This window comes from Nocardiopsis rhodophaea (assembly GCF_039530945.1).
Taxonomy (GTDB): Bacteria; Actinomycetota; Actinomycetes; order Streptosporangiales; family Streptosporangiaceae; genus Nocardiopsis_C; species Nocardiopsis_C rhodophaea.
Genome location: NZ_BAAAPC010000004.1, coordinates 64,144 through 86,781, shown reverse-complemented (window position 1 = coordinate 86,781; position 22,638 = coordinate 64,144). Strand labels below are relative to the sequence as shown.

The 22,638-nt window shown below is 71.0% G+C and carries 18 protein-coding genes; 10 read left to right on the top strand and 8 right to left on the bottom strand.

What is annotated here, in order from left to right:
- Positions 1-148: 148 nt before the first annotated feature.
- Positions 149-1,567 (bottom strand): amino acid permease, encoded by a 1,419-nt coding sequence (locus ABD259_RS05625; protein ID WP_344160632.1) that lies wholly within the window; start codon positions 1,565-1,567, stop codon positions 149-151.
- Positions 1,568-2,045: 478 nt separating this feature from the next.
- On the opposite strand from ABD259_RS05625, the gene ABD259_RS05620 reads away from it, so the two are divergent.
- Both ABD259_RS05620 and ABD259_RS05615 read left to right on the top strand, forming a co-directional pair.
- Complete coding sequence (locus ABD259_RS05620) at positions 2,046-2,930, top strand: EamA family transporter (RefSeq protein ID WP_344100249.1); 885 nt, start codon at positions 2,046-2,048, stop codon at positions 2,928-2,930.
- Positions 2,931-3,056: 126 nt separating this feature from the next.
- Positions 3,057-4,130 (top strand): COX15/CtaA family protein, encoded by a 1,074-nt coding sequence (locus ABD259_RS05615; RefSeq protein WP_344160629.1) that lies wholly within the window; start codon positions 3,057-3,059, stop codon positions 4,128-4,130.
- Here the strand turns inward: ABD259_RS05615 and ABD259_RS05610 are convergent.
- A complete protein-coding gene (locus ABD259_RS05610; protein WP_344099826.1) occupies positions 4,069-5,454 on the bottom strand; it encodes a PrsW family intramembrane metalloprotease in 1,386 nt (461 codons plus the stop codon). The two genes, ABD259_RS05615 and ABD259_RS05610, sit on opposite strands and share 62 nt — an antisense overlap.
- 160 nt (positions 5,455-5,614) lie before the next feature.
- On the bottom strand, positions 5,615-6,595 hold the full coding sequence (locus ABD259_RS05605; protein ID WP_344099824.1) for a heme o synthase: 981 nt from the start codon (positions 6,593-6,595) through the stop codon (positions 5,615-5,617).
- A gap of 652 nt (positions 6,596-7,247) precedes the next feature.
- Here ABD259_RS05605 and tkt point away from each other — a divergent pair.
- From tkt to pgl, 5 genes are all read left to right on the top strand, one after another.
- Positions 7,248-9,368: a transketolase gene (gene tkt / locus ABD259_RS05600; RefSeq protein WP_344099822.1), complete on the top strand. Its 2,121-nt coding sequence runs from the start codon at positions 7,248-7,250 to the stop codon at positions 9,366-9,368.
- 138 nt (positions 9,369-9,506) lie between these two features.
- Positions 9,507-10,613, top strand: coding sequence for a transaldolase (gene tal, locus ABD259_RS05595; protein WP_344099820.1), 1,107 nt, complete (start codon positions 9,507-9,509; stop codon positions 10,611-10,613).
- A 211-nt stretch (positions 10,614-10,824) separates the two neighbouring features.
- Positions 10,825-12,354, top strand: coding sequence for a glucose-6-phosphate dehydrogenase (gene zwf, locus ABD259_RS05590; protein ID WP_344100247.1), 1,530 nt, complete (start codon positions 10,825-10,827; stop codon positions 12,352-12,354).
- Positions 12,351-13,277, top strand: coding sequence for a glucose-6-phosphate dehydrogenase assembly protein OpcA (locus ABD259_RS05585; RefSeq protein ID WP_344099818.1), 927 nt, complete (start codon positions 12,351-12,353; stop codon positions 13,275-13,277). The genes zwf and ABD259_RS05585 overlap by 4 nt, the downstream gene beginning before the upstream one ends.
- Positions 13,274-14,056, top strand: coding sequence for a 6-phosphogluconolactonase (pgl, locus tag ABD259_RS05580; protein WP_344099816.1), 783 nt, complete (start codon positions 13,274-13,276; stop codon positions 14,054-14,056). The genes ABD259_RS05585 and pgl overlap by 4 nt, the downstream gene beginning before the upstream one ends.
- Before the next feature lie 84 nt (positions 14,057-14,140).
- On the opposite strand, the gene ABD259_RS05575 is transcribed toward pgl, so the two are convergent.
- On the bottom strand, positions 14,141-14,557 hold the full coding sequence (locus tag ABD259_RS05575; RefSeq protein WP_344160626.1) for an ArsR/SmtB family transcription factor: 417 nt from the start codon (positions 14,555-14,557) through the stop codon (positions 14,141-14,143).
- Positions 14,558-14,677: 120 nt separating this feature from the next.
- Here ABD259_RS05575 and ABD259_RS05570 point away from each other — a divergent pair, with 120 nt between their 5' ends.
- On the top strand, positions 14,678-15,703 hold the full coding sequence (locus tag ABD259_RS05570) for a TIGR03620 family F420-dependent LLM class oxidoreductase (RefSeq protein ID WP_344099812.1): 1,026 nt from the start codon (positions 14,678-14,680) through the stop codon (positions 15,701-15,703).
- Here ABD259_RS05570 and ABD259_RS05565 read toward each other — a convergent pair.
- The 4 genes from ABD259_RS05565 to ABD259_RS05550 all read right to left on the bottom strand — a co-directional run bounded on the left by ABD259_RS05565 (position 15,684) and on the right by ABD259_RS05550 (position 20,054).
- Positions 15,684-16,172, bottom strand: coding sequence for a GNAT family N-acetyltransferase (locus tag ABD259_RS05565; RefSeq protein ID WP_344099809.1), 489 nt, complete (start codon positions 16,170-16,172; stop codon positions 15,684-15,686). The two genes, ABD259_RS05570 and ABD259_RS05565, sit on opposite strands and share 20 nt — an antisense overlap.
- A 317-nt stretch (positions 16,173-16,489) precedes the next feature.
- On the bottom strand, positions 16,490-18,190 hold the full coding sequence (locus ABD259_RS05560) for a solute symporter family protein (protein ID WP_344099807.1): 1,701 nt from the start codon (positions 18,188-18,190) through the stop codon (positions 16,490-16,492).
- A complete protein-coding gene (locus tag ABD259_RS05555) occupies positions 18,187-18,636 on the bottom strand; it encodes a DUF485 domain-containing protein (protein WP_344099805.1) in 450 nt (149 codons plus the stop codon). The genes ABD259_RS05560 and ABD259_RS05555 overlap by 4 nt, the downstream gene beginning before the upstream one ends.
- Positions 18,637-19,604: 968 nt before the next feature.
- Positions 19,605-20,054, bottom strand: a complete 450-nt coding sequence (locus tag ABD259_RS05550; RefSeq protein ID WP_344099802.1) for a DoxX family protein — start codon at positions 20,052-20,054, stop codon at positions 19,605-19,607.
- A gap of 357 nt (positions 20,055-20,411) precedes the next feature.
- Between ABD259_RS05550 and ABD259_RS05545 the strand changes: the two genes are divergently transcribed.
- Entirely contained in the window at positions 20,412-20,696 is a 285-nt protein-coding gene (locus ABD259_RS05545) for a hypothetical protein (protein WP_344100245.1), read from the top strand.
- A 356-nt stretch (positions 20,697-21,052) separates the two neighbouring features.
- Positions 21,053-22,591 carry an amino acid permease gene (locus ABD259_RS05540; RefSeq protein WP_344099799.1) on the top strand — a complete coding sequence of 513 codons (1,539 nt, stop codon included), beginning with the start codon at positions 21,053-21,055 and terminating at the stop codon, positions 22,589-22,591.
- Positions 22,592-22,638 lie beyond the last annotated feature (47 nt).

Genomic DNA, 22,638 nt, shown 5'->3' with positions numbered 1-22,638 from the left:
AGGAGCTGGTAGGAGCGGCTACGCCGCGCTCCCGCTCCTCACTCACTCCACCGCCGAAGCAACCGGGCCTCCGGCCGAAGCGGCATCGACGCCTCCGCTCGCTCGATCGCGTTCGCGACAGCACCACCCCCGCGCTCACACTCCTCACTCACTCCACCGCCGAAGCAACCGGGCCTCCGGCCGGAGCGGCATCGACGCCTCCGCTCGCTCGCTCGCGTTCGCGTCGGGCCTTGACGACGGTATAGATCGGCACCCCCAGCAGCATGATGATCACGCCCTGGAAGGTCGCCTCGGCTCCGGCGCCGATCACCATCCACAGGGAGAAGAGCAGCGCCAGCGCGGCCAGGACCGCGTCCACGGCGAGGCGGGCGGCGCTCACCGGCCGGGCGCCGGTGGCCAGCCAGTACAGCTGGGCGCAGGCGGAGAAGAAGTAGGGCACCACGGAAGTGAAGGTGGCCAGCAGGACGATCGAGCGGAACGCGTCCGCCGCGCCATAGAAGTTGCCGATGATGACCAGCGAGGCCATGACCGCTCCGGCGAGCACGCCCGTGTGCGGCACGCCGCGGCGGTTCACGCGGTCCAGGAACCGGGGAAACAGGCCGTCGCGCGCGGCGGCCATGGGCATCTCGGCGACCACCATCATCCAGCCGTTCATCGCGCCCAGCCCGGAGACCACCGCCATCAGGGCCACAGCCGAGCCCCAGAAAACCCCGCCGAACATGGTGTCGGCGGCGAGGGCGAACGGCGCCCGGGAGCCGGCCAGTTCCTGGCTCGGGACCACACCCATCATCGACACCAGGCACAGCAGGTAGACGGCGGAGCAGGCCAGCGTGCCGATGACCGTGGCGCGGCCGACGTTGCGGCGGGGGTCGCGCACCTTCTCGGCGGCGACGGAGGCGCTCTCCACGCCCGAGTAGACGAAGAGCAGGACGGCACCAGCCATCGAGACCGCGGTCAGCAGCGACCCGCCGGTGGCGTTGAACGGCCCGTAGTTGGCCGGGTCGATGAAGAACAGGCCGATGACCGCCACCAGCACCAGCGGAACGAACTTGGCGATGGTGCTGATCACCTGGATGGCGCCCATAACGCGCACGCCCAGCAGGTTGATCATGGCCGGGATCCAGACACCGGCCAGGGCGACGGCGGCCCGCCCCTCGTTCGACTCCCAGCCCAGGAAGTGGTTGGCGTAGCCGGTCCAGGCCACCGCGATCCCGGCGATCCCGGCCCACGTGGTGATCCAGAACGACCAGGCGATCCAGAATCCGGTGAAGTCCCCGAAGGCGGCGCGGGCATAGGCGTAGGGCCCGCCGGGTGCGGGCAGTCGCGCGGCAAGGCGGCCGAAGACGGCGGCAAGCGCCACAGCACCGAGGGACACCAGCGCGAACGCCACCAGGCTAACCGTGCCAAAGCCGGCCATCTCGGCCGGGAGCAGGAAGATGCCGATGCCGACGATGTTGCCCATGACCAGTGCGGTCGCCATGGGCAGGCCGAGGGCGCCACGACCGCCCCTGTCCGGGCGGGAGTGTTCCTCCTGCAGCGGTGCCCGTTCCGCCTGCGATACAGCCACAGTGGCATCCGTTTCCGTTGCGGGCGCGACGGCGCCCGTGCCGACAGGTCGATGGTGTGACCGGGCGGACGCTTTCCGGCCCGCTCCGATGGATTCCCCCGTCGATTCCGGCCGGCGCCCGCCGGGCGGTCCGCGGCCGTGCCATACCGCGCGCGTCGGGCGCGGAAGGTGCGGCGTGGGCGGCTCCTGGCGCGCCCGGAGGAATCCGTCGAGTCCGGGCCGTGCGGCCGGTCCCCGCGTGCGGTGGCGGACCCCGGCTCAGGGCCCTTCACGGCACTTGGACACGGTAAGCGTCGCTGACCTGCACTCGCGCCAATGAGAGCCGTTCAACGGCGTGAGCTCCCCCACGTCATTCGTAGGATGGTCGGTCGTGAGTGCCAACACAGCGGTGAACGATCGCGGGGGTGCCCTGTGGGGCCGACTGCCGAGCGCCGGAACCCTGCTGCGCACAGCCGGTGACGCGGTCCCGCCGACAGGGATGATCCTGATCGGCATCCTGTCCGTGCAAGCGGGCGCGGGGATCGCCAAAAACCTGTTCGCCGTGCTGCCGCCGAGCACGGTGGTGTGGCTGCGGCTGCTCACCTCGGCCGTTCTGCTCACGGTGGTGGCCCGGCCCGCCCTGCGCGGACGGACCCGGGCCGACTGGCTGGTCGTCCTCGGCTTCGGGATGGCGCTCGCCGGGATGAACTGGGCGATCTACCAGGCCATCGCGCGCATCCCGCTGGGGATCGCGGTCACCGTCGAGTTCCTCGGCCCGCTTGCCCTCGCCCTCATCGGCTCCCGGCGCGCACTGGACCTCGTGTGGGTGGTGCTCGCCGGTACGGGCGTCGTGCTGCTCGGCCGCGGCGACGGCGCCATCGACCTCGCGGGGCTCGCCTTCGCCCTCCTCGCGGCCGGGGCGTGGGCCTGCTACATCCTGCTCAGCGCCGCCACCGGGCGGCGGTTCACCGGAACCTCCGGACTGGCGATCGCCAGCCTGGCGGGCGTGGTGCTGCTCTCCCCCGCCGCGGTCGCCGCGGGAGGCACCGCGCTGCTGGACCCGCGTCTGCTGCTGTTGGGCCTGGCGGTGGGGGTGCTGTCGTCGGTGGTGCCCTACTCGCTGGAGATGCACGCGCTGCGCCGCATGCCGCCGCGGGTCTTCGGCATCCTGATGAGCCTGCAACCAGCGGCCGCCGCGCTGATCGGGCTGGTACTGCTCGGCGAACTGCTGTCGGTGTGGCAGTGGATCGCTGTGGCCTGCGTGGTCGGTGCCAGCGCGGGCGCCACCCGCGCGCGGCGCCCGCGCCCCGACCCGGGCCCACAGGACGACAGAGAACAACGGGCCGCGACGCCCCGGCCACCCGGCACCGGCCCCGTCTCCTAGCCTCTTAGTCTCTCCCCCGGGCCGCGGGCCGCCCGCACACGACCGCGGGGTCGGCCCCGCGACACCACCGACCGCCCGGCTCGCCCCTGACGAGGGCGGCCACCGTCGTCTACTACAGTTCGTCGTATGATTGGTGACCCCGGTCCGGCCGCGCTCGCGACGGACGCTATCGAATTCCTCTCCGTCCCCCTGTGGGCCTGGCAGGTCGCGTTCGCCGTCGCCGGCGTCGTCGCGCTGGTCCTGCTCGCCCGGACCATCTGGAATCCGACCACCCGCACGCTGCGCTGGTGGGCGCTGGGGAACATCATTTTCAACGCGGGCATCGCCGTCACCGGCGCGACAGTGCGGGTGACCTCGTCGGGGCTGGGCTGCTCGGAGTGGCCCAAGTGCACCGAGGACAGCTTCGTTCCCGTCGCCACCGACCACTCCGCGATCAACGCCGCCATCGAGTTCGGCAACCGCACGCTGACCTTCCTCGTGATGGCGGTCGGCATCATCGTGCTCGTCGCCTGCCTGCGCATGCGACCGCGCCGCCGCGATCTGACGCGCCTGGCGGCGATCATCCCCGTCGGCGTCCTGGGCCAGGGCGTGGTCGGCGGCATCACGGTGTGGAGCAAGCTGCACCCGGCCTCGGTGGCCGCGCACTTTCTGCTCTCCACGCTCGTCGTCATCCTGACGGTGGCGTTCTACGTGCGCTGCCGCGAGCCGCAGGGCGAGCTGCGACTGACCGTCGCCCCCGCCGCGCGCCACCTTGCCACAGCGCTCGTCGTGCTCGGCTTCGTGCTGCTGGCCGCCGGAACCGTGGTCACCGGCAACGGCCCGCACGGCGGGGACGCGGAGGCACCGCGCTGGGGCTTCGACATGGTCCTCGTCGTCCGGATCCACTCCGCGCTGGCCTGGTGCACGCTCATCGGCGCCGTCGCCATGGCGGTACTGCTGGCGCGGAGCGACGCGCCCCGCACCGCGCGGACACAGTCGTGGCTGCTCATCGCCGTGATCCTCGGACAGGGCGTGATCGGCTACACCCAGTACCTGCTGGGCCTTCCCGAGGGGCTGGTGGTGCTGCATGTGCTCGGGTCGGCGCTGACGTGGATCGCGATCCTGCGGCTCTACTTCGCGACAGCCGAGCGCGTGGCCATCAGCGGCCCTGAGCGGGCCCCTCGGGGCCGTGCGGACCCGGCCGCGGCTGATCTCCGCTAGGCGGGGTGCCCGGCCCCTGGCGCCCCTGCTGGGCTGGCCCGCCGCCGGTCGGCCGAGGCGGGGTGGGGCGCTGCCCGCGCTGGTCCTGGGCACTGGCGATGACGTGGGCGAAGTCGGCACGCTTGAGGAAGCCGGAGTCGGTGGGGTTAGCCGCCCAGCCCGGGGCGACCGGCTGCTGGACCCGGCCGAGGAACGCCTCCCGCGCCACGTGCATCAGCGCCAGGAAGGAGTCGCGGCGCCCCTCCCAGTGGGGGCGGGCCACCCCGCGGTCCAGGCGCTGGTGGAGCAGGGCGAGCTCGGTCGCGGCGAGCTGGTAGTCCTTCATCGCCTGGCGCCCGCGCTGCCCGGCGTTGCGCTGCGCCCAGGCCCGCGCCCCGCGGCGGCCCTTCATCGAGCTGAGCATCCGGATGTCGGCGGGGGTCACCAGACCGGTGGGGGTGTAGGTGGGCAGGTAGGAGGAGATCGCCTCAACCTGGCGGCGCCGGTCCTGTACGGCGATCACCACGATCCCCATCAGCACGAAGAAGAGCACGAGGTAGGCGACACCCAGCCCGACCCAGCCGAAGAACGTCGAACCGTTCCATAGCGCGTGCAGCAGCACCGCGGCGACCCAGCCCGCCACGGGGGCCAGGAAGCGCAGCACCCCGCGGTTCATCGCGGCATAGGCGACGCCGATGCCGATCATCGAGGTGTAGATCGGGTGCCCGAACGGGGCGACCAGGCCGCGCAGCACGAAGGTGAAGACCAGGCCGAAGAAGCCCTCGGAGAAAAACGAGCTGAGGAAGTACAGCACGTTCTCGGTGAAGGCGAAGCCGGTGGCGACCATGGCGGCGTAGGTGACGCCGTCGGTGAAGGAGTCGATCTCGTGGCGGCGCCGCCACAGCAGCAGGAGCAGCACGATGCCCTTGGCGCTCTCCTCGACGAGCGGGGCGCCGACGGACGTGCTCAGCATGTGGCCGAGGTCGGCGCCGAAGACGGGGACGGCGACCGCCTCCATGCCCAGGGTGTTGAGGATGAACGAGACGACCACCGCGACGCCCGCGCCCCACAGGAACGCGAACACCAGCATCGACCCGGGTTCCGGTTCCAGCCGGTCCAGCAGCAGGATCAGAGGGATGAGGATGGCGACCGGGATGACGGCCGCGAGCAGGCTCAGCAGGAACCCGAGGATGCCGTGGACACCGCCCTGGGCCAGCCCCGACAGGAGCAGGTAGCCGATCATCCCCAGCGTGCACAGTGTGCCGACGGTGATGCCGATGGTCAGGCTGGTGGATCGACCGGGCTTGCGCCCCTGGAGGATGGCCTTGGTGTCAAGTGCGGGCATGGCCCCAGATGGTAACGGGTCCGGGGCTCCTGGGGGCCCGTCCGCGCCGGTCGGATGTGGTTCGGAAGGGCGCGGGGGCGCCGCGGCCGCGGCAGGGGCGCGGCACCGCCCCCGGCGGATCCGCGCGGGGGACGGGCCGCGCAGACGCTGACTGCGCAGGTCAGGGAAGGATGCCGACCAGCAGCGGGTCGATGGTGACGACGCAGAACAGCAGGGCCAGGTAGGCGTTGGAGAGGTGGAAGAAGCCCATCGTCTGCAGTCTCGCCCCGCTGACCCCGGCGTTGACCTTGGCCAGGAGCCGGTGCGCCTGCACCAGCAGCAGGGCGCCCAGGACGGCAGCCACCAGGGGGTAGACCAGCGTGGTCCCGGCGACCGGCCACAGCAGGAGCGACACCAGGACGGTGGCCCAGCTGTAGGCCACGCACTCCAGCATGACCCGGCGGTCACCGGCGACCACCGGCAGCATCGGGACCTTGGCGGCGGCGTAGTCCTCGCGGTAGCGCATGGCCAGTGCCCAGGTGTGCGGCGGTGTCCAGAAGAACACGACCAGGAACAGGATGAACGGCGCCCAGTCGAGGCGCTCGGTGATGGCCGACCATCCGATGAGGACCGGCATGCACCCGGCGATGCCTCCCCACACGACGTTCTGCGCGGTACGCCGCTTCAGCAGCATCGTGTAGACGAAGATGTAGAAGGCGATCGCGAACAGCGACAGCGCCGCCGACAGCCAGTTCACGAACACCGCGAAGCCGGCGGTGGAGGCGGCGGCCAGCACCAGCCCGTAGATCATGGCGCCGCGCGGGGTGACCTGGTCCATGGCGACAGGGCGGCGGCGGGTGCGCCGCATCTCCTGGTCGATGTCGCGGTCGATGTAGCAGTTGATGGCGTTCGCGCTCGCCGCCGACATGGTGCCGAACAGCAGGGTGGCGACCGCGGTCCACAGCGGGGGTACCCCTCCGGCCGCGACGAACATCACCGGGATGGTGGTGATGAGCAGCAGCTCGATGACGCGGGGCTTGGACAGTGCGACGTAGGCGCGGACGTAGTCGCCGAAGGAGGGGGCGCCGCGGGACGCGCCCGCGGGGGGCGTATCAGCGGGCGTCTCGGACCCGCCGCGAGGGGATCGGTTCATCAGTGCCATGAGTGCCGCCGTGTTCCCGGCCGCGCGGGGGCCGCTTCGTCGGGGATGACGACGGGGATGATCCGTTTTACGGACAAAGACACGCTGAACCTCAAAGAAATCAGGGATCTACACTGCTCGCCACAGCGGGGATCCAGGTCACTCCAGACGCCAGGTCAAGGTGCCGTATGCCCCGTCAACGACATACTGTAGTACTTCGTGCGGCGCTTCTTTGACCGGGGTTCGACCCGCCCCGGCGGTTCGTCCCTCCGCGCCCGCCCTTGCCCGAGTATGCGGCAGGGCGCGCCCTCCTTCCGCCACCCGGCCGGCTTCGGCCGTGGTCCGCAGCTTTCCATATCCTGCGCCGGAACGCCCGGCACGCCACGCTTTCGACGCTATGGCCGTGCTCAGTTGTGGGGACATAAGCTCATTTGTGACATCCCGGACAAGCGCGGCGTCCATGTGGGCGGTAAGCTCGCAGTTGGTCACACCTGCCGCGTCCTCCGGGGTACGCGGTCGCGCCGTCACGAGTCGGCCGCCGCGCCGTGCCAGCGCTTCTGCGCGCGCGGATCGCACGGCAGATCACCATAAAGATGGACAACCTCACATTCACGGTCCCCGGCCGAGGTGTCCGGGTATCGGCTGGATGCGCGAAAGGAGCCCTGAAGCCCGCGTGAACATCGACACTTCCCAAGCCCTTGACTGGTCGGACCTCGACCGGCGTGCCGTCGATGTGGTCCGTGCCCTGGCAATGGACGCGGTCGAGGAGGCGGGCTCCGGCCACCCGGGGACCGCGATGAGCCTCGCTCCAGCGGCCTACCTGCTCTTCCAGAAGATGATGCGGCATGACCCGAGCGAGCCGTCCTGGGTGGGCCGCGACCGCTTCGTCCTGTCCTGCGGCCACTCCAGCCTGACCCTCTACATCCAGCTGTTCCTGGCCGGGTACGGGCTGAGCCTGGACGACATCAAGCGGCTGCGCCAGTGGGACAGCCTCACCCCCGGCCACCCCGAGCACGGGCACACCGCTGGCGTGGAGACCACCACCGGGCCCCTGGGCCAGGGCATCGGGAACGCCGTGGGCATGGCCATGGCGGCGCGCCGCGAGCGCGGCCTGTTCGACCCCGAGACCGCGCCCGGCGAGAGCCCCTTCGACCACTTCATCTACGCCATCTGCTCTGACGGCGACGTCCAGGAGGGTGTCAGCCACGAGGCCAGCGCGCTCGCCGGCACGCAGAAGCTGGGCAACCTCATCCTCCTGTGGGACGACAACCACATCTCCATCGAGGACGACACCCAGATCGCGTTCTCCGAGGACGTGGCCGCGCGCTACGCCGCCTACGGCTGGCACGTCCAAGAGGTCGACTGGGCCGCCAACGGCTCCTACACCGAGGATGTCGAGGCGCTCCACCGCGCGATCCTGGCCGCCCAGGCCGAGACCGAGCGCCCCTCCTTCATCAAACTGCGCACCATCATCGGTTGGCCCGCGCCGAGCAAGCAGAACACCGGCGCGGTCCACGGCTCCGCGCTGGGCGCGGCCGAGGTCGCCGAGACAAAGAAGGTCCTGGGGCTCGACCCCGAGGTCTCCTTCGACGTCCCCGAGGACGTGCTGGCCCACACCCGCAAGGCCGTCGACCGCGGCCGCGCCGCGCGCACGGCGTGGGAGGAGGCCTTCGACGGCTGGCGCCGCCAGGTCGGCGAACGCGCCGAGCTCTTCGACCGGCTGGCCGCGGGCAAGCTGCCCGACGGCTGGGAGGACGCGCTTCCCGTCTTCGAGGCCAGCGAGAAGGGCATGGCCACCCGCAAGGCCAGCGGTGAGGTCCTCAACGCCATCGCGCCGGTACTGCCAGAGCTGTGGGGCGGCTCCGCCGACCTCGCCGGGTCCAACAACACCACGCCCAAGGGCGAGCCCTCCTTCATCCCGGAGGAGTACTCCACCAAGGCGTTCTCCGGCAACCGGTTCGGCCGCGTGCTGCACTTCGGTATCCGCGAGCACGGCATGGGCGCGATCCTCAACGGCATGGCCCTGCACGGCCCCACCCGCCCCTACGGCGGCACCTTCCTGGTGTTCAGCGACTACATGCGCCCGGCGGTCCGGCTCGCCGCGCTGATGAAGCTGCCGGTCACCTACGTGTGGACGCACGACTCCATCGGCCTGGGCGAAGACGGCCCCACCCACCAGCCGGTCGAGCAGCTGTGGGCGCTGCGCGCCATTCCCGGACTGGACGTGGTCCGCCCGGCCGACGCCAACGAGACCGCGGTGGCCTGGCGCACCATCATGTGCAACGGCGACCGCCCCGTCGCGCTGGCGCTGACCCGGCAGAACGTCCCCACCCTCGACCGCTCCGAGCTGGGCGACGCCGAGGACACCGCCAAGGGCGGCTACATCCTCGCCGAGGCGTCCAACGGCAAGCCCGAGGCGATCATCCTGGCCACCGGCAGCGAGGTCGCCATCGCTCTGGAGGGCCGCGAGCGCCTGGAGGCCTCCGGCATCCCCACCCGCGTGGTGTCCATGCCGAGCGTCGAGTGGTTCGCCGAGCAGGACGACGCCTACCGCCAGCACGTGCTGCCCCCGTCGGTGCGCGCCCGCGTCGCGGTCGAGGCCGGCATCGGCATGGGCTGGCGCGAGTTCATCGGCGACGCCGGCGAGACGGTGAGCCTGGAGCACTTCGGTGCCTCCGCCCCGTACCAGACGCTCTACGAGCAGTTCGGGATCACCCCGGACCGCGTCGTCGCCGCGGTGCACGCCAGCATCGCCAAGGTCGGCGGTGAGCGGGGAACGACAACCGGAAACTGAGTGTTGTACTAGGGGATCCTTCACCGCACCTAAAGGACCCCACTGCGGCTCGGGCGCCGCGCACCACAACGGCGCCCCGCCAGGCAGGGTGCCCGGGGACACGGCCTGGCGCCCGACGAGTGAAGAGGCGAAGACTATATGACGAATCCGCTGCACAAACTGTCCGGTGAGGGCGTCGCCGTCTGGCTGGACGACATCAGCCGCGAGCGGCTCCGCTCCGGGAACCTCCAGGAGCTGATCGACACCCGCAGCGTCGTCGGCGTGACCTCCAACCCGACGATCTTCGAAAAGGCGCTCAAGGAGGGCGACGCCTACGACGCGCAGCTGCACGACCTGGCTGCGCGCGGCGTCTCGGTGGACGAGGCGGTCCGCTTCATCACCGGCTACGACATCCGCTGGGCGGCCGACGTCCTGCGCCCGCTGTACGACTCCACCGACCGCACCGACGGCCGGGTGTCCCTTGAGGTCGACCCCCGGCTGGCCCGCGACACCGAGCGCACGATCTCCGAGGCGCGTGCTCTGTGGTGGATGGTGGACCGTCCCAACCTGATGATCAAGATTCCGGCCACCGTCGAGGGCCTCCCGGCCATCACCGCGGCGCTCGCGGAGGGCATCAGCGTCAACGTCACCCTGATCTTCTCCCTGGAGCGCTACCGGGCCGTCATGGACGCGTTCCTGGCCGGTCTGGAGAAGGCGAAGGAGAACGGGCACGACCTGTCCCGTATCCAGTCGGTCGCGTCGTTCTTCGTCAGCCGCGTCGACACCGAGGTCGACAAGCGCCTCGACACGATCGGCACGGACGCCGCCAAGGAGCTGCGCGGCCGCGCCGCCCTGGCCAACGCGCGCCTGGCCTACGAGGCCTACGAGGAGGTCTTCGGCTCGCAGCGCTGGAAGGCCCTGGAGGCGGCCGGTGCCCAGCCGCAGCGTCCGCTGTGGGCGTCCACCGGCGTCAAGGACCCGTCGTACCCCGACACGGTGTACGTCACCGAGCTGGTGGCGCCCGGCACCGTGAACACCATGCCCGAGGCCACCATGGAGGCCGCGGCCGACCACGGCGAGATCGTCGGCGACACCGTGCGCGGCGGCTACGCTCAGGCCCGCGCCGACCTGGCGGCCCTGGCCGAGGTCGGGATCGACATGGACGACGTCGTGAAGCTCCTGGAGGACGAGGGCGTCGTGAAGTTCGAGAAGTCCTGGAAGGAGCTGCTGGCCATGGTCGCCAGCCGCCTGGGGTCGGCCGGCTGATCCCGCGATCGGCATCGCGTCGGAGGGTCCCCGCGTGTTCTCCTGACAGGGACCCTCCGGGCGGCGGACGATTCCAGCAGAAGGACAGCCAGGGAAGCAGCCGAGGAGACACGGGCCGCGGCCGAGGCCGACCAGCGCGCCGGAGCGGCCTCGCGGGAGCGCGGCGACACACGACCACACGGGGAGTTTCCACAAAGTGAAAGAACCGGTGATGCCGGGAGCGATCCCGAATCCGCTGCGCAACTTCCTCGACCGGCGGTTGCCACGCGTCGCCGGGCCGAGTGTGCTCGTGCTGTTCGGAGTCACGGGCGATCTCGCCCGCAAGAAGCTGCTTCCGGCGATCTACGACCTCGCCAACCGGGGACTGCTGCCGCCGGGTTTCGGCCTGGTGGGGGTAGCCCGCCGGGACTGGCAGGACGAGGACTTCGCGCGGCTGGCCCACGACGCGGTGCGCGAGCACGCCCGCACCCCCTTCCGGGAGGATGTGTGGCGCCAGCTCAGCGAGGGCGTCCGCTACGTCCAGGGCGAGCTGCACGACGACGCGGTCTTCGACCAGCTGGCCCGCACCGTCCGCGAGCTGGACACCCAGCGGGGCACCGGCGGGAACTACGCGTTCTACCTGTCGCTGCCGCCCAAGCTGTTCCCGACCGTCGTCACGCAGCTGAAGCGCTCGGGCCTCGCCGACTCGGACGGCGATGCGTGGCGCAGGGTCATCATCGAGAAGCCCTTCGGCCACGACCTGCAGAGCGCCCAGGAGCTCAACGCGGTCGTCGACGACGTGTTCCCCCCGTCGGCGGTCTTCCGCATCGACCACTACCTGGGCAAGGAAACCGTCCAGAACATCATGGCGCTGCGGTTCGCCAACACCCTCTTCGAGCCGCTGTGGAACCGCAACTACGTCGACCACGTGCAGATCACCATGGCCGAGGACATCGGCGTGGGCGGGCGGGCCGGCTACTACGACGGCATCGGCGCGGCGCGCGACGTCATCCAGAACCACCTGCTGCAGCTGCTGGCGCTGGTGGCGATGGAGGAGCCGGTGTCCTTCACCGCCGACGCGATCCGGGCGGAGAAGGAGAAGGCGCTGTCGGCGGTGACACTCCCGTCCGACCTCGCCACGGGGACCGCGCGCGGCCAGTACGCCGGGGGCTGGCAGGGCGGCGCGCGGGTGTCGGGCTACTTGGAGGAGGACGGCATCCCGTCCGACTCCATCACCGAGACCTACGCCGCGATGAGGCTGGGCGTGAACACGCGGCGCTGGGCGGGCGTGCCGTTCTACCTGCGGACCGGCAAGCGGCTGGGGCGCCGGGTGACCGAGGTGGCCCTGGTCTTCCAGCGCGCTCCGCACCAGGTGTTCAGCCAGACCGACGTGGAGGACCTCGGCCAGAACGCGCTGGTCCTGCGCATCCAGCCCGACGAGGGGGTCACCCTGCGGTTCGGCTCCAAGGTCCCGGGCGCGGCCATGGAGGTGCGCGACGTGACCATGGACTTCGCCTACGGCCAGTCGTTCACGGAGTCGAGCCCGGAGGCCTACGAGCGGCTCATCCTCGACGTGCTCATCGGCGACCCGCCGCTCTTCCCGCGCCAGCAGGAGGTCGAGCTGTCCTGGAAGATCCTCGACCCGATCGAGGAGTTCTGGGCCAAGAACGGCCGCCCGGAGGCCTACAGCGCCGGCACCTGGGGCCCTTCCTCGGGACACGAGCTGCTCGGCCGTGACGGCCGCCAATGGAGGAGACCATGACGCTCTACCTGCCGCGCACCACGACCTCCCAGATCTCCGAGGAACTGACCGCCGAGCGGCACAGCGTCGGCGGCGGGGCGATGAGCATGGTGCTGACCCTGATCATCGTCACCGACGAGGCCGACCACTACGACGCCGTGCGCGCCGCCACCGAGGCCGGGCGCGAGCACCCGTCGCGCGTTATCGCGCTGATCCGCCGCGACCCGGACGCCGCACCCGCCATCGACGCCGAGATCCGCCGCCCCGGGACGGCCGGCCCCGGCGAGGCGCTGCTGCTGCGCCTGTACGGGCCGCTGGGCGACCACCCCGACTCGGTCGTCGTCCCGCTGCTGGTGCCCGACGCGCCCGTGGTCGCGTGGTGGCCGGGGGCCGGCCCCGCGGACCCGGCGTCGGACCCGGTCGGGCAGATCGCGCACCGCCGCATCACCGACGCGCTGCGGGCCGAGGACCCCGTCAACGACCTGCTGGAGCGCATCCGGCACTACCGCCCCGGCGACACCGACCTGACCTGGACGCGGCTCACCCCGTGGCGCTCGCTGCTGGCCAGCACCATGGACCAGCCGTGCGGCTGGGTGACGGCCGCCGAGGTCACCGCCGAACCGCACTACCCCAGCGCCGAGCTGCTGGCGTCGTGGCTGTCGGACCAGTTGGAGGTGCCGGTGGAGCGCAAGGAGTCCGACGGCCCCGGCATCACCGGCGCCCGGCTCATCACCGACTGCGGTGACATCGCGATCAACCGGCTCGACGGGCGCGTGGCCACGCTGACCCGGCCCAACCAGCCCGACCAGCACGTGGCGCTGTCGCAGCGGCACGCCGCCGAGGCGCTCGCCGAGGAGCTCCGCCGCCTGGACGCCGACGAGATCTACGAAAGGACCGCGAAGCACGTGGGAAGCCGTAGGAAACGAGCGGGGGCGCCGGCGTGACCGCTCCCCGCATCATCGTCCACCCCGACGCCGCCCTGCTGGCCACGGCCACGGCGGCGCGCGTCGTGACCCGCCTGGTCGACGCGCAGGCCGCGCGCGGCACGGCGTCGATCGTGCTTACCGGCGGCGGCATCGGGATCGCCGTGCTGCGCGAACTCGCCCAGGCACCGGCGCGCGACGCCATCGACTGGCGGCGCCTGGACATCTGGTGGGGCGACGAGCGCTTCCTGCCCGCCGGCGACCCGGAGCGCAACGAGACCCAGGCGCGCGCGGCGCTGCTGGACCACGTGAAGGTCGACCCGGCACGGGTGCACCCGATGCCGGCGTCCGACGGCCCCGACGGCGACGTGCCCGAACCGGGCGCCGAGCGCTACGCCGCGGAGCTGGCGCGGGCGGCCGGCCCCGAGGACCACGCGGGAGTGCCCTCGTTTGACGTCTGCCTGCTGGGGATCGGCCCGGACACGCACGTGGCCTCGCTGTTTCCCGGCATGCCCGCCCTGTATGAGGAGGAGCGGACCGTGGTGGCGGTGCACGGCGCACCCAAGCCGCCGCCCACCCGCGTCTCGCTGACGCTGCCGGCCATCCGCGCCGCCCACGAGGTCTGGGTCCTGGCGAGCGGCGAAGGCAAGGCCGGCGCCGTGCGTGTGGCGCTGGGCGACGGCGGAGCGGTGCAGGTGCCGGCGTGCGGTGCGCGCGGGCGCAACCACACCCTGTTCCTGCTGGACCACGCCGCCGCGGCCCAGCTGCCCGACGGCATCGAGGTGCCCGGCGCGCTGTAAAGCCCCTACGGCCCGACCGTGACGCTGTCGGCCCCGCCCCCGTTTTTGTTCGAGGTGGGCGGGGCCGACGCCGTCGGGGCGCGTTCACGGCGTGGCGTCGGGGTCGCTCGCGTCGCGCTGGGGCGCGGTGTCCGCGCGCACGTAGTCCGGATCGGCGTGGTCGGCCACGCGCACGGTGCCCTGGCGCCGCCCCTCGGCGATGGCCAGGTCGAGGATGCCGGGAAAGCGCCGATCGCACTCCTCGCGCCGGAGTGCGTTGCGGCGCCGGGTACCGTCGTCCCACTGGCGCAGGAGCCCGGCCTCCCGCAGTACGCGGAAGTGGCGGGACCCTGCGGACTTGCCGACGGGCAGTTCGAAGGTGCCGCACGGGGTGCCGGGGTGGTCCGCGAGGACGGCGACGATCCCCAGGCGGACGGGGTCGCTGAGAGCGGCCATCACGGTGGTGAACACCAGTTCGTTGACGCCGGGGTGGACGAGTGGGGTGGCGGTGCGGCTGGCCATGGTCTTGAGTATGCCCCACCTCTCCCCTCCCTCGATGTTCGCATTCTTGCGAACATGATGTAGCTTCTATGTTCGCAAGATTAAGAACATAAGTTTCTGTGTCGGGAGAGGCGGACCCCCATGAGCGACCAGCAGGACCAAGCGGACACGCGTCAGAGCGGCGAGAGCAGCGAGCGAGCCCCGTCTCCGGTGTCCCCGGCACCGCGGCCGCGCCGCGCCGACACCGCCGACCTCAAGCGGCGGCTGGGCCCCACCGGCGTCTGGCTCGGGTACACCCTGGCCGCGGCCCCCGCGGACACGGTCCGCCAGGCGGCCCAGGACCTCGATCGGCTCGGCTACGGCGCGCTGTGGTTCGGCGGTGACGGCCCCGGCAGCAAGGAGGCGATCTCGCAGGCGGCGATCCTGCTGTCGGCCACCCAGCGCACGGTCGTGGCCACCGGCATCGCCAGCATCTGGTCGCGCGACGCCCTCGCCGCCGCCACGGCCGCCACCAGCCTCGCCGAGGCGTGGCCCGACCGGTTCCTCCTGGGACTGGGCGTCAGCCACGCGAAGCTGGTCGCCGCCCGCGGGTCCGAATACCGCAAACCCCTCACGGCGATGCGCTCCTACCTGGACGCGATGGACGCCGTCGACTTCCCTAGCGAGCCGCGGCCCGCTCCCGCCCCGCGTGTACTGGCCGCGCTGCGACCCAAGATGGTGGGTCTGGCCCGCGACCGCGCCGACGGCGCCCACACCTACTTCACGACCCCCGCCCACACCGCGCGGGTCCGCGCGACCCTCGGCACCGCGCCGCTCCTCGCCCCTGAACAGGCGGTGGTCCTCGACACCGATCCGCGGCGCGCCCGCGCCACGGCACGCGACCACATGGCCCGGTACCTGGCCCTGCCGAACTATGTTAATAACCTCCGCGAACTGGGCTGGGACGACGCGGACTTCGCCGACGGCGGCAGCGACGCCCTGGTCGACGCGATCGTCCCCTGGGGCGGGCCCGGCACCATCGCCGAGCGCCTGCGGGAGCACCGCGACGCCGGTGCCGACCACGTGGCCGTGCAGCCGCTGGCCGCCACCCTCACCGCGCAGGTGGCCGCGCTGCGCGAGCTGGCGCCGGCGCTGCTCGGTGAGGCACCTAGAGGCGCCGGTACATGATGTGCAGCCCCACGTACCCCTCCCGCGGGTGGTGGAACGCCTCGGGCACGGTCCCGACGATCTCGAAGCCGAGCGAGCGCCACAGGCCGACAGCGCGGGTGTTGGCCTCGACCACGGCGTTGAACTGCATCGCGCGGTAGCCGTCGGCCCGCGCCCGGTCCAGGACGTGGGTGCCCAGGGCGCGGCCGACGCCCCGGCCCGCCCGCCCCGGCGCGACCATGAAGCTGGCGCTGGCGACGTGCGCGCCGGGTCCCGGCTGGTTGGGGTACATCGCCGCGGACCCCACGACCTCCCCCTGCGCGTCGACGGCGACGACCGTGCGGCCCGGGGGCTCCTTCATCCACAGCGCGCGGGCTCGCTCCTCGTCGATGTCGCGGGGCCAGGTGTAGGTCTCCCCGGCGGCGACGATCTCGCGCAGGAACGGCCAGATCTGCGCCCAGTCGTCGGGCGTCGCGTCTCTGATCACCATGGGGGAGATGATGGCGGCGCGCGACGTCCGGGCGCAATGTGATGTCGTCGCCGGTGGATCGCCGATAGGGACCGGCGCCCGTCAAAGCGTCCCCACGGCCGGGGGTGGACGGGTCGGCCGCGGGCCAGCTCCGGGGGCTGGGTGCCGGTCAGCAGCCGACAGAGCGGCGTCACCGCTCCGCGGGCGGGGGGCCGGACGCCGGCGCACCCCAGGTCGGCCAACGGTTAACGCAGGCCGACCCTGGGCACCCGCCGGTGACCGCCGGCGTTGCCACCGCGCAGCGGCGCGACGCAACGCGTCATCTCACCCCGCCCCGCCTACCGCACCCCGAGCCCGGTGAGCGCGCGGACCCGCAGTTCCTGGAAGCGGGTGGCGTTGCGCTCGTCGGAGAGCAGGGTCCCGATAACGGCGCAGACGAAGCCGAGGGGGATGGCCACCAGGCCGGGGTTCTCCAGCGGGAACACCTGGATGTCGATCCACTCCGGCAGCAGCGACAGGTTCTCCCCGGTGGCCGGGTCGGTCTTGCCCGACATCACCGGGGACAGGAGCACCAGCAGCAGCGACGCGCCGAGACCGCCGTAGATCCCCCACTCCACGCCCCGGGTGTTGAACCGCCGCCAGAACAGCGACAGCACGATGACCGGCAGGTTGGCGGCGGCGGCGATGGCGAACGCGAGCCCGACGAGGAAGGCCACGTTGAGGTTCTGCGCCCGGATCGCCAGGATGATCGCGACGAGGCCGATCATGACGGCGGCGAAACGCGCGACACCCACCTCCTGGGATTCCCGGGGGCGGCCCCACATGAGGATGTGCCCGAAGACATCGTGCGCCACCGAGGACGACGACGCCAGGGTGAGGCTGGCGATGACCGCGAGGATGGTGGCCAGCGCCACCGAGCTGATGAACGCGAGCATCACCGCGCCGCCCGCCGGCCCCGCGACGATCCGGCCGAGCTCCTCGGCGAGCAGCGGCACCGCCGTGTTGCCCGCGGCGTCCTGGGCGCGGATGCGGTCCGGGCCGACCAGCGCGGCGGCCCCGAACCCCAGGGCCAGCGTCATCAGGTAGAACGTGCCCACCAGCAGGATGGTGCGGTTGACCGACGTGCGCGCGGCGCGGCCATCGGGGACCGTGTAGAAGCGGATGAGGATGTGGGGCAGCGCCGCGGTGCCGAGCACCAGGGCCATGCCCAGGCTGAACAGGTCGAGCTTGTTGGTCAGGCTCTGTGCGGGATCGCCCGGGACCTCGACGCCGAAGCGCAGCCCCGGCTCCAGGAAGGCCTGCCCGTGGCCGCTGGCCTCGGCGGCGCTGCCCAGCAGCGCGCTGACGTTGAAGCCGAACACCGCCAGCACCATGAGCGACATCAGCAGCGTTCCGGCCAGCAGCAGGAACGCCTTGATGATCTGCAGCCAGGTGGCCGCTTTCATGCCGCCATACATCACGTAGATGATCATCAGCAGGCCGACGAAGACGATTGACCCGGTCTTGGCCTGCGACGCGGTCAGGCCGAGGAAGGTCCCGCCCTCGGCGATACCCAGCAGGACGGTCACCAGGGCTCCGGCGCCGACCATTTGGGCGAGCAGGTAGAAAACACTGACCGTTACCGTGGACGTGGCGCAGGCCAGGCGGATCCGCATCCGACGCATCCGGAACCCCGGTATGTCGGCCAGGGTGAAGCGGCCGGTGTTGCGGATCAGCTGCGCCATCGGCAGTACCAGAAGCCACGCCACCAGGAAGCCGATGGAGTAGAGGAAGCCGTCGTAGCCCTTCAGCGAGATCATGCCCGCGATCCCGAGGAATGAGGCGGCCGACAGGTAGTCCCCGGTCAGAGCGAGGCCGTTCTGCGTGCTGCTGAAACTGCGCCCGCCCGCGTAGAAGTCCACGGCGGCCCGGGTGGTACGCCGCGCGCGGATGGTGATGGCGAGGGTCACGCCGATGAACAGGGCGCACAGCAGCAGCGTCCAGACGTGGGAGGCGCCGAAGGTGCGTTCGGGGATCGCGGCGAGTTCGGCGGTGGTCACGGGCGTCCCGCCTTCCCGCCGTGGCAGGTGCGCGTGTCCGCGTCCCCGTTGTCGGATCCGGTGCGGATCTGTTCGGCGAGGGGGTCGAGGCGACGCCTGGTGTAGCGCCCGTACGCCCACGCGATGAAGAATGTCGAGACGAATTGCCCGACGCCGACAATGAGCGCGACATTGACCGAGCCGACGACCTGGTAGCCCATGACGTCGCGCTGATAGGCGGACAGAAATAGATAGCCGAGATACCACGCCAGAACGGTGGCCACCAAAATGATCATTTGCGCCATCGAACGCCTGCGCAGCGTGACGAATTGCGGATTCCATGAGGCGAAGACGGCCGACATGGTCGCTCCCTGCGACCGTCCGCGCTGTTCACCAACGCCGCGGAGCGGCTCCGCCTCCTTTACTTCGGGCACCATCCCGGGCTTTCCTTCGAGATAGTCGACCACGATCCTCCCCCAATACGTGGATAGTTACCAGACATAGCGGACCCGCGGTCCACTCCTCCCCCTTACTTCCGATTCGCCCTCCCCTGGGCGATATCGGTACCGATCGACCTCCGTGCGCACGTGCCTCCCGCACACATCGGTATCGATCGGGGTGGTGGAACACGTTATACGCGAATCAGGTTCCGTCGGGTCCATATTCGCAAATCGACCTGATAAATTTCCGGGGTTCCGGATCATCCGCGGCACATCGCTGGCGGCCCTGCCCCCGGAAGCTGTCCGGGAACGGCACGCGGAGGAGGAACGCGATCACCCTGGGGAAGGAGCCGTCGGCCGATGCCGCCAGAACCCGGACTGGCGCAGCCCCGCCGAAGTCCTCGACCAGTTCCTCGGTGCAACGACCCATGGAGACCAAGGGCCGGAAAGGGCCAGAACCGAGGACGTTCGCCGTGATCACCGCTGACCGGGGGTACGGGCAGCGCTGACCCGCCCCTCGGGGCCGCCCGGAAGCCGACCCGGGCGCCCCGCCCCGCCTCCCTCGTCGTCTCCTGCCCCGCTCCACCCGAAAAGCTCCGCGGTGGGCGCTCCCCGGCGCTCACCTGCCCGGGCCCTACCAGTGGTCGAGAGGCAGCCGCCACCCCGCCGGCCGTCGCGGCCGCTTTCCAGCACCGAACACCGACGAAAGCGGGCCAGGCCGCCCAGCGGAGCCAGCGCACTTCCCCGCCCCGCCAGCCAACAGCGGCGCGTCGTCGCCCCGCACGCCGTGGGCCGACGTCGTGCGGGGCGATCGGTTCTCGCGGCTGCTCACCGGTCGGCTGCCCTGTCGCTGGGATGGCTGCGGTGATGAGCGAAGGCAGGGACGCGCACGGTGTGGCACCGACAGCAGTGGCGTCTCACGCCCGCGCGGAGGCGGGCCGATCTCGCGCCGGGCGCACCCGGCGGCGCGCGGCGGGAGCACGGCCCCGCCCCCTTCAGGCGCGGACTTGCATGGTCCGTGCACCCCACGGCAGGAACCGGTCGACCGCGAGGCCCCCGCCGGCAAAGCCGAGCGCGAGCGATGCGGCCCCCATTACCAGCGGAAGCTCGAAGCTGGGTCCCCCCTCGGCCGAGACGAACGGCTGCCCCAAGTGGACGAAGAAGATAGCGCTGGCCATCTGGAGCGCCAGTAGCACGCCGACGACCGGCAGGGCGAAGCCGATCAGCAGCGCGGTTCCGCCGCCGACCTCGATGACGATGGCCACGATCGCGGCGATCTCCGGCATGGGGACACCGTGGTCCCGGAAGAAGCCGGCGGTTGCCTCCACCCCCATGCCGAGCTTCTGCAGCCCGTGGATGATAAAGGCGGCGCCGATGGCGATGCGCGCGAGCAGGGTGGTGATGTCGGCCAGCAGGGCCCTCGCCGGCAGAGTCTGTCCTGGCATCGGTCTCTCTCCATGAGTCGGTGTCGGGGACAGGCGCGGGCGGCGATCCACCCGCATCCCCGGAAACAGGGAATTACAAGGAAAGAATCTTCCTTGGAAGTTACATCGTATTCAACGTACTCAGACGCAACACGTGTCCGTCGCCACACAGGCGTGACTCATATCCCCTTGCCATACCCTGTTCGCCCGCCCCGGCTCAGCCCCGGACTTCGCTAGGCTTCCCGAGGGCCCCATCGCCCGCACTCGCCGCGCGTCCGGCCCCGAGAATCGGTCCGCCATAACCCCTACGGACCCTTCGAACACGTGTATGATCTGGGCACCAGTCCCCATACCGACTACCGAAGGGATGCCACCGCCGTGGTTACCGAGGTCTTCACGCTCAAGTACTGCGATCCGCACGCACTCCGCGAGGAGAAGGTCGAGGCGACTGACATCATCCAGTTCGCCTGGGAGGGCACCGTCCGCGAGGTCGACGCCTGCGCCGAGTGCAAGAAGGAGCACGAGACCCGCTACGAGCCGCTGGTCGACTACTCCCGCCCGGTGAAGAAGCGCCGCGCCACCAAGAAGACCGGCACCAAGTCCGCCGCCCCCGAGGATGCCGCGGACAACGGGTCGTCGGCCGAGGCCTCCACCGACGCCTGACCTTTCGACCCCGCACGCAAAAGCCGGTGCCGCGCCTGCAGGCGCGGCACCGGCTTTTGCGTGCTCCGGCATCCTCCGGCCGGCCCCTCCCCGGCACGCCGAGCCCGGCCTCCGCTGATCAGCGCCGACGCGCCCAGGCCGAGGTGACGCGCGAGCATGACATGAAGTTCGGCTAAACGTGTTTGCTCTATGCAGGCTGCGAAGCTTCATCTAGGCTCTCCGACCGCACCGTCTAGCTCACCCCTCGCTAAACGGTGCGTATTAGCGCGGGTTAAATCCCCGGTAAGATCACCCGACGTTATTCATCATTCATCCCACTCGCCCCACAAGGGCCAAGTACGGGCACGGAGGCGCTCTTGAGCATCCTGCGCAGTCTCGCGCGCACCAAGAGCATCGAGCAGTCGATCCGGGACACCGATGAGCCCGGGCACCAGCTCAAGAAGGACCTCAACGGGTTCGACCTGATCATCTTCGGCATCGGTGTCATCATCGGTACCGGCATCTTCGTCGTCACCGGACGGCAGGCCGCGGAGAACGCGGGTCCCGCGATCGTCCTGGCGTTCCTCATCGCCGGACTCGTGTGCGGCCTCGCCGCCATGTGCTACGCGGAGTTCGCCTCCACCGTCCCGGTGGCCGGCAGCGCCTACACGTTCGGCTACGCGGCGCTGGGCGAGTTCCTCGCCTGGATCATCGGCTGGGACCTGATCCTGGAGTTCACCCTGGCCGCATCGGTGGTCGCGGTGGGCTGGTCCGGCTACGCGAGCGACCTGAGCGGCATCCCCACCTCGTTCGACGTCGGCGGGTGGACGGTGAACGCCGGCGCGATCCTCATCGTGATCGTCCTCGGTGTCCTCAGCACGCTCGGCACCAAGCTCTCCGGGCGGGTGTCGATGGTCATCGTCGCCATCAAGGTCGGCATCGTGCTGCTGATCATCGGCGTCGGCGCCTTCTATGTGAAGGCCGCCAACTGGACGCCGTTCATCCCCGCGCCGCACGCGGTCCCCGCCCAGGAGACGTCGATCGGGCACGAGCCGCTCACCCACGTCGTGTTCGGCCTGGAGCCGAGCCAGTACGGCCTCTGGGGCGTGATCACCGCCGCCTCGGTCGTGTTCTTCGCCTTCATCGGCTTCGACGTCGTCGCCACGACCGCGGAGGAGACCAAGAAGCCCAAGCGCGACATGCCGATCGGCATCTTCGGCTCCCTGATCATCGTCACGCTCCTCTATATGGCCGTCTCCGCGGTCATCACGGGCATGCGCCCCTACGCCGAGCTGGACACCCCCGCCCCGCTCGCCGAGGCGTTCCGCGCGGTCGGTGCCGACTGGGCGGGCTCGATCATCTCGCTGGGCGGCGTCATCGGTATCACGACGGTCATCCTGGTCCTCATGATGGGCCAGGCCCGGGTCGGGTTCGCGATGTCGCGCGACGGGCTGCTGCCGCGCGGGCTGTCCAAGTCGCACCCGCGCTTCGGCACGCCCTACGTGATGAACATCGTCACCACGGTCGTCGTCGCCGTCCTGGCCGGACTGGTGCCGATCGGCACGCTGGAGGAGATGGTCAACATCGGGACGCTGTTCGCGTTCGTGATCGTGTCCATCGGCGTGATCGTCCTCCGCAGGAGCCGACCGGACCTGCCGCGCGCCTTCCGCGCCCCGTGGGTCCCGGTGCTCCCGATCATCGCGGCCCTGGCCTGCGCGTGGCTGATGGTCAACCTGACCGTCGACACCTGGATCCGCTTCCTGGTGTGGATGGCGGTGGGTGTGGTCATCTACCTCGCCTACGGCATGCGCAACAGCCGTGTGGGCCGCGCCGAGCGGGAGGGCGCCGCCACGCCCGAGCCGGTCGGAAGCGGGCCCACTGCCAGCACCGGGGGTGCTGGCGGTACCGGCGGCTGAGGCTCCCGGTCCCACCGCTCACGCACGGTCGAAAGGCGGGGTCCGCG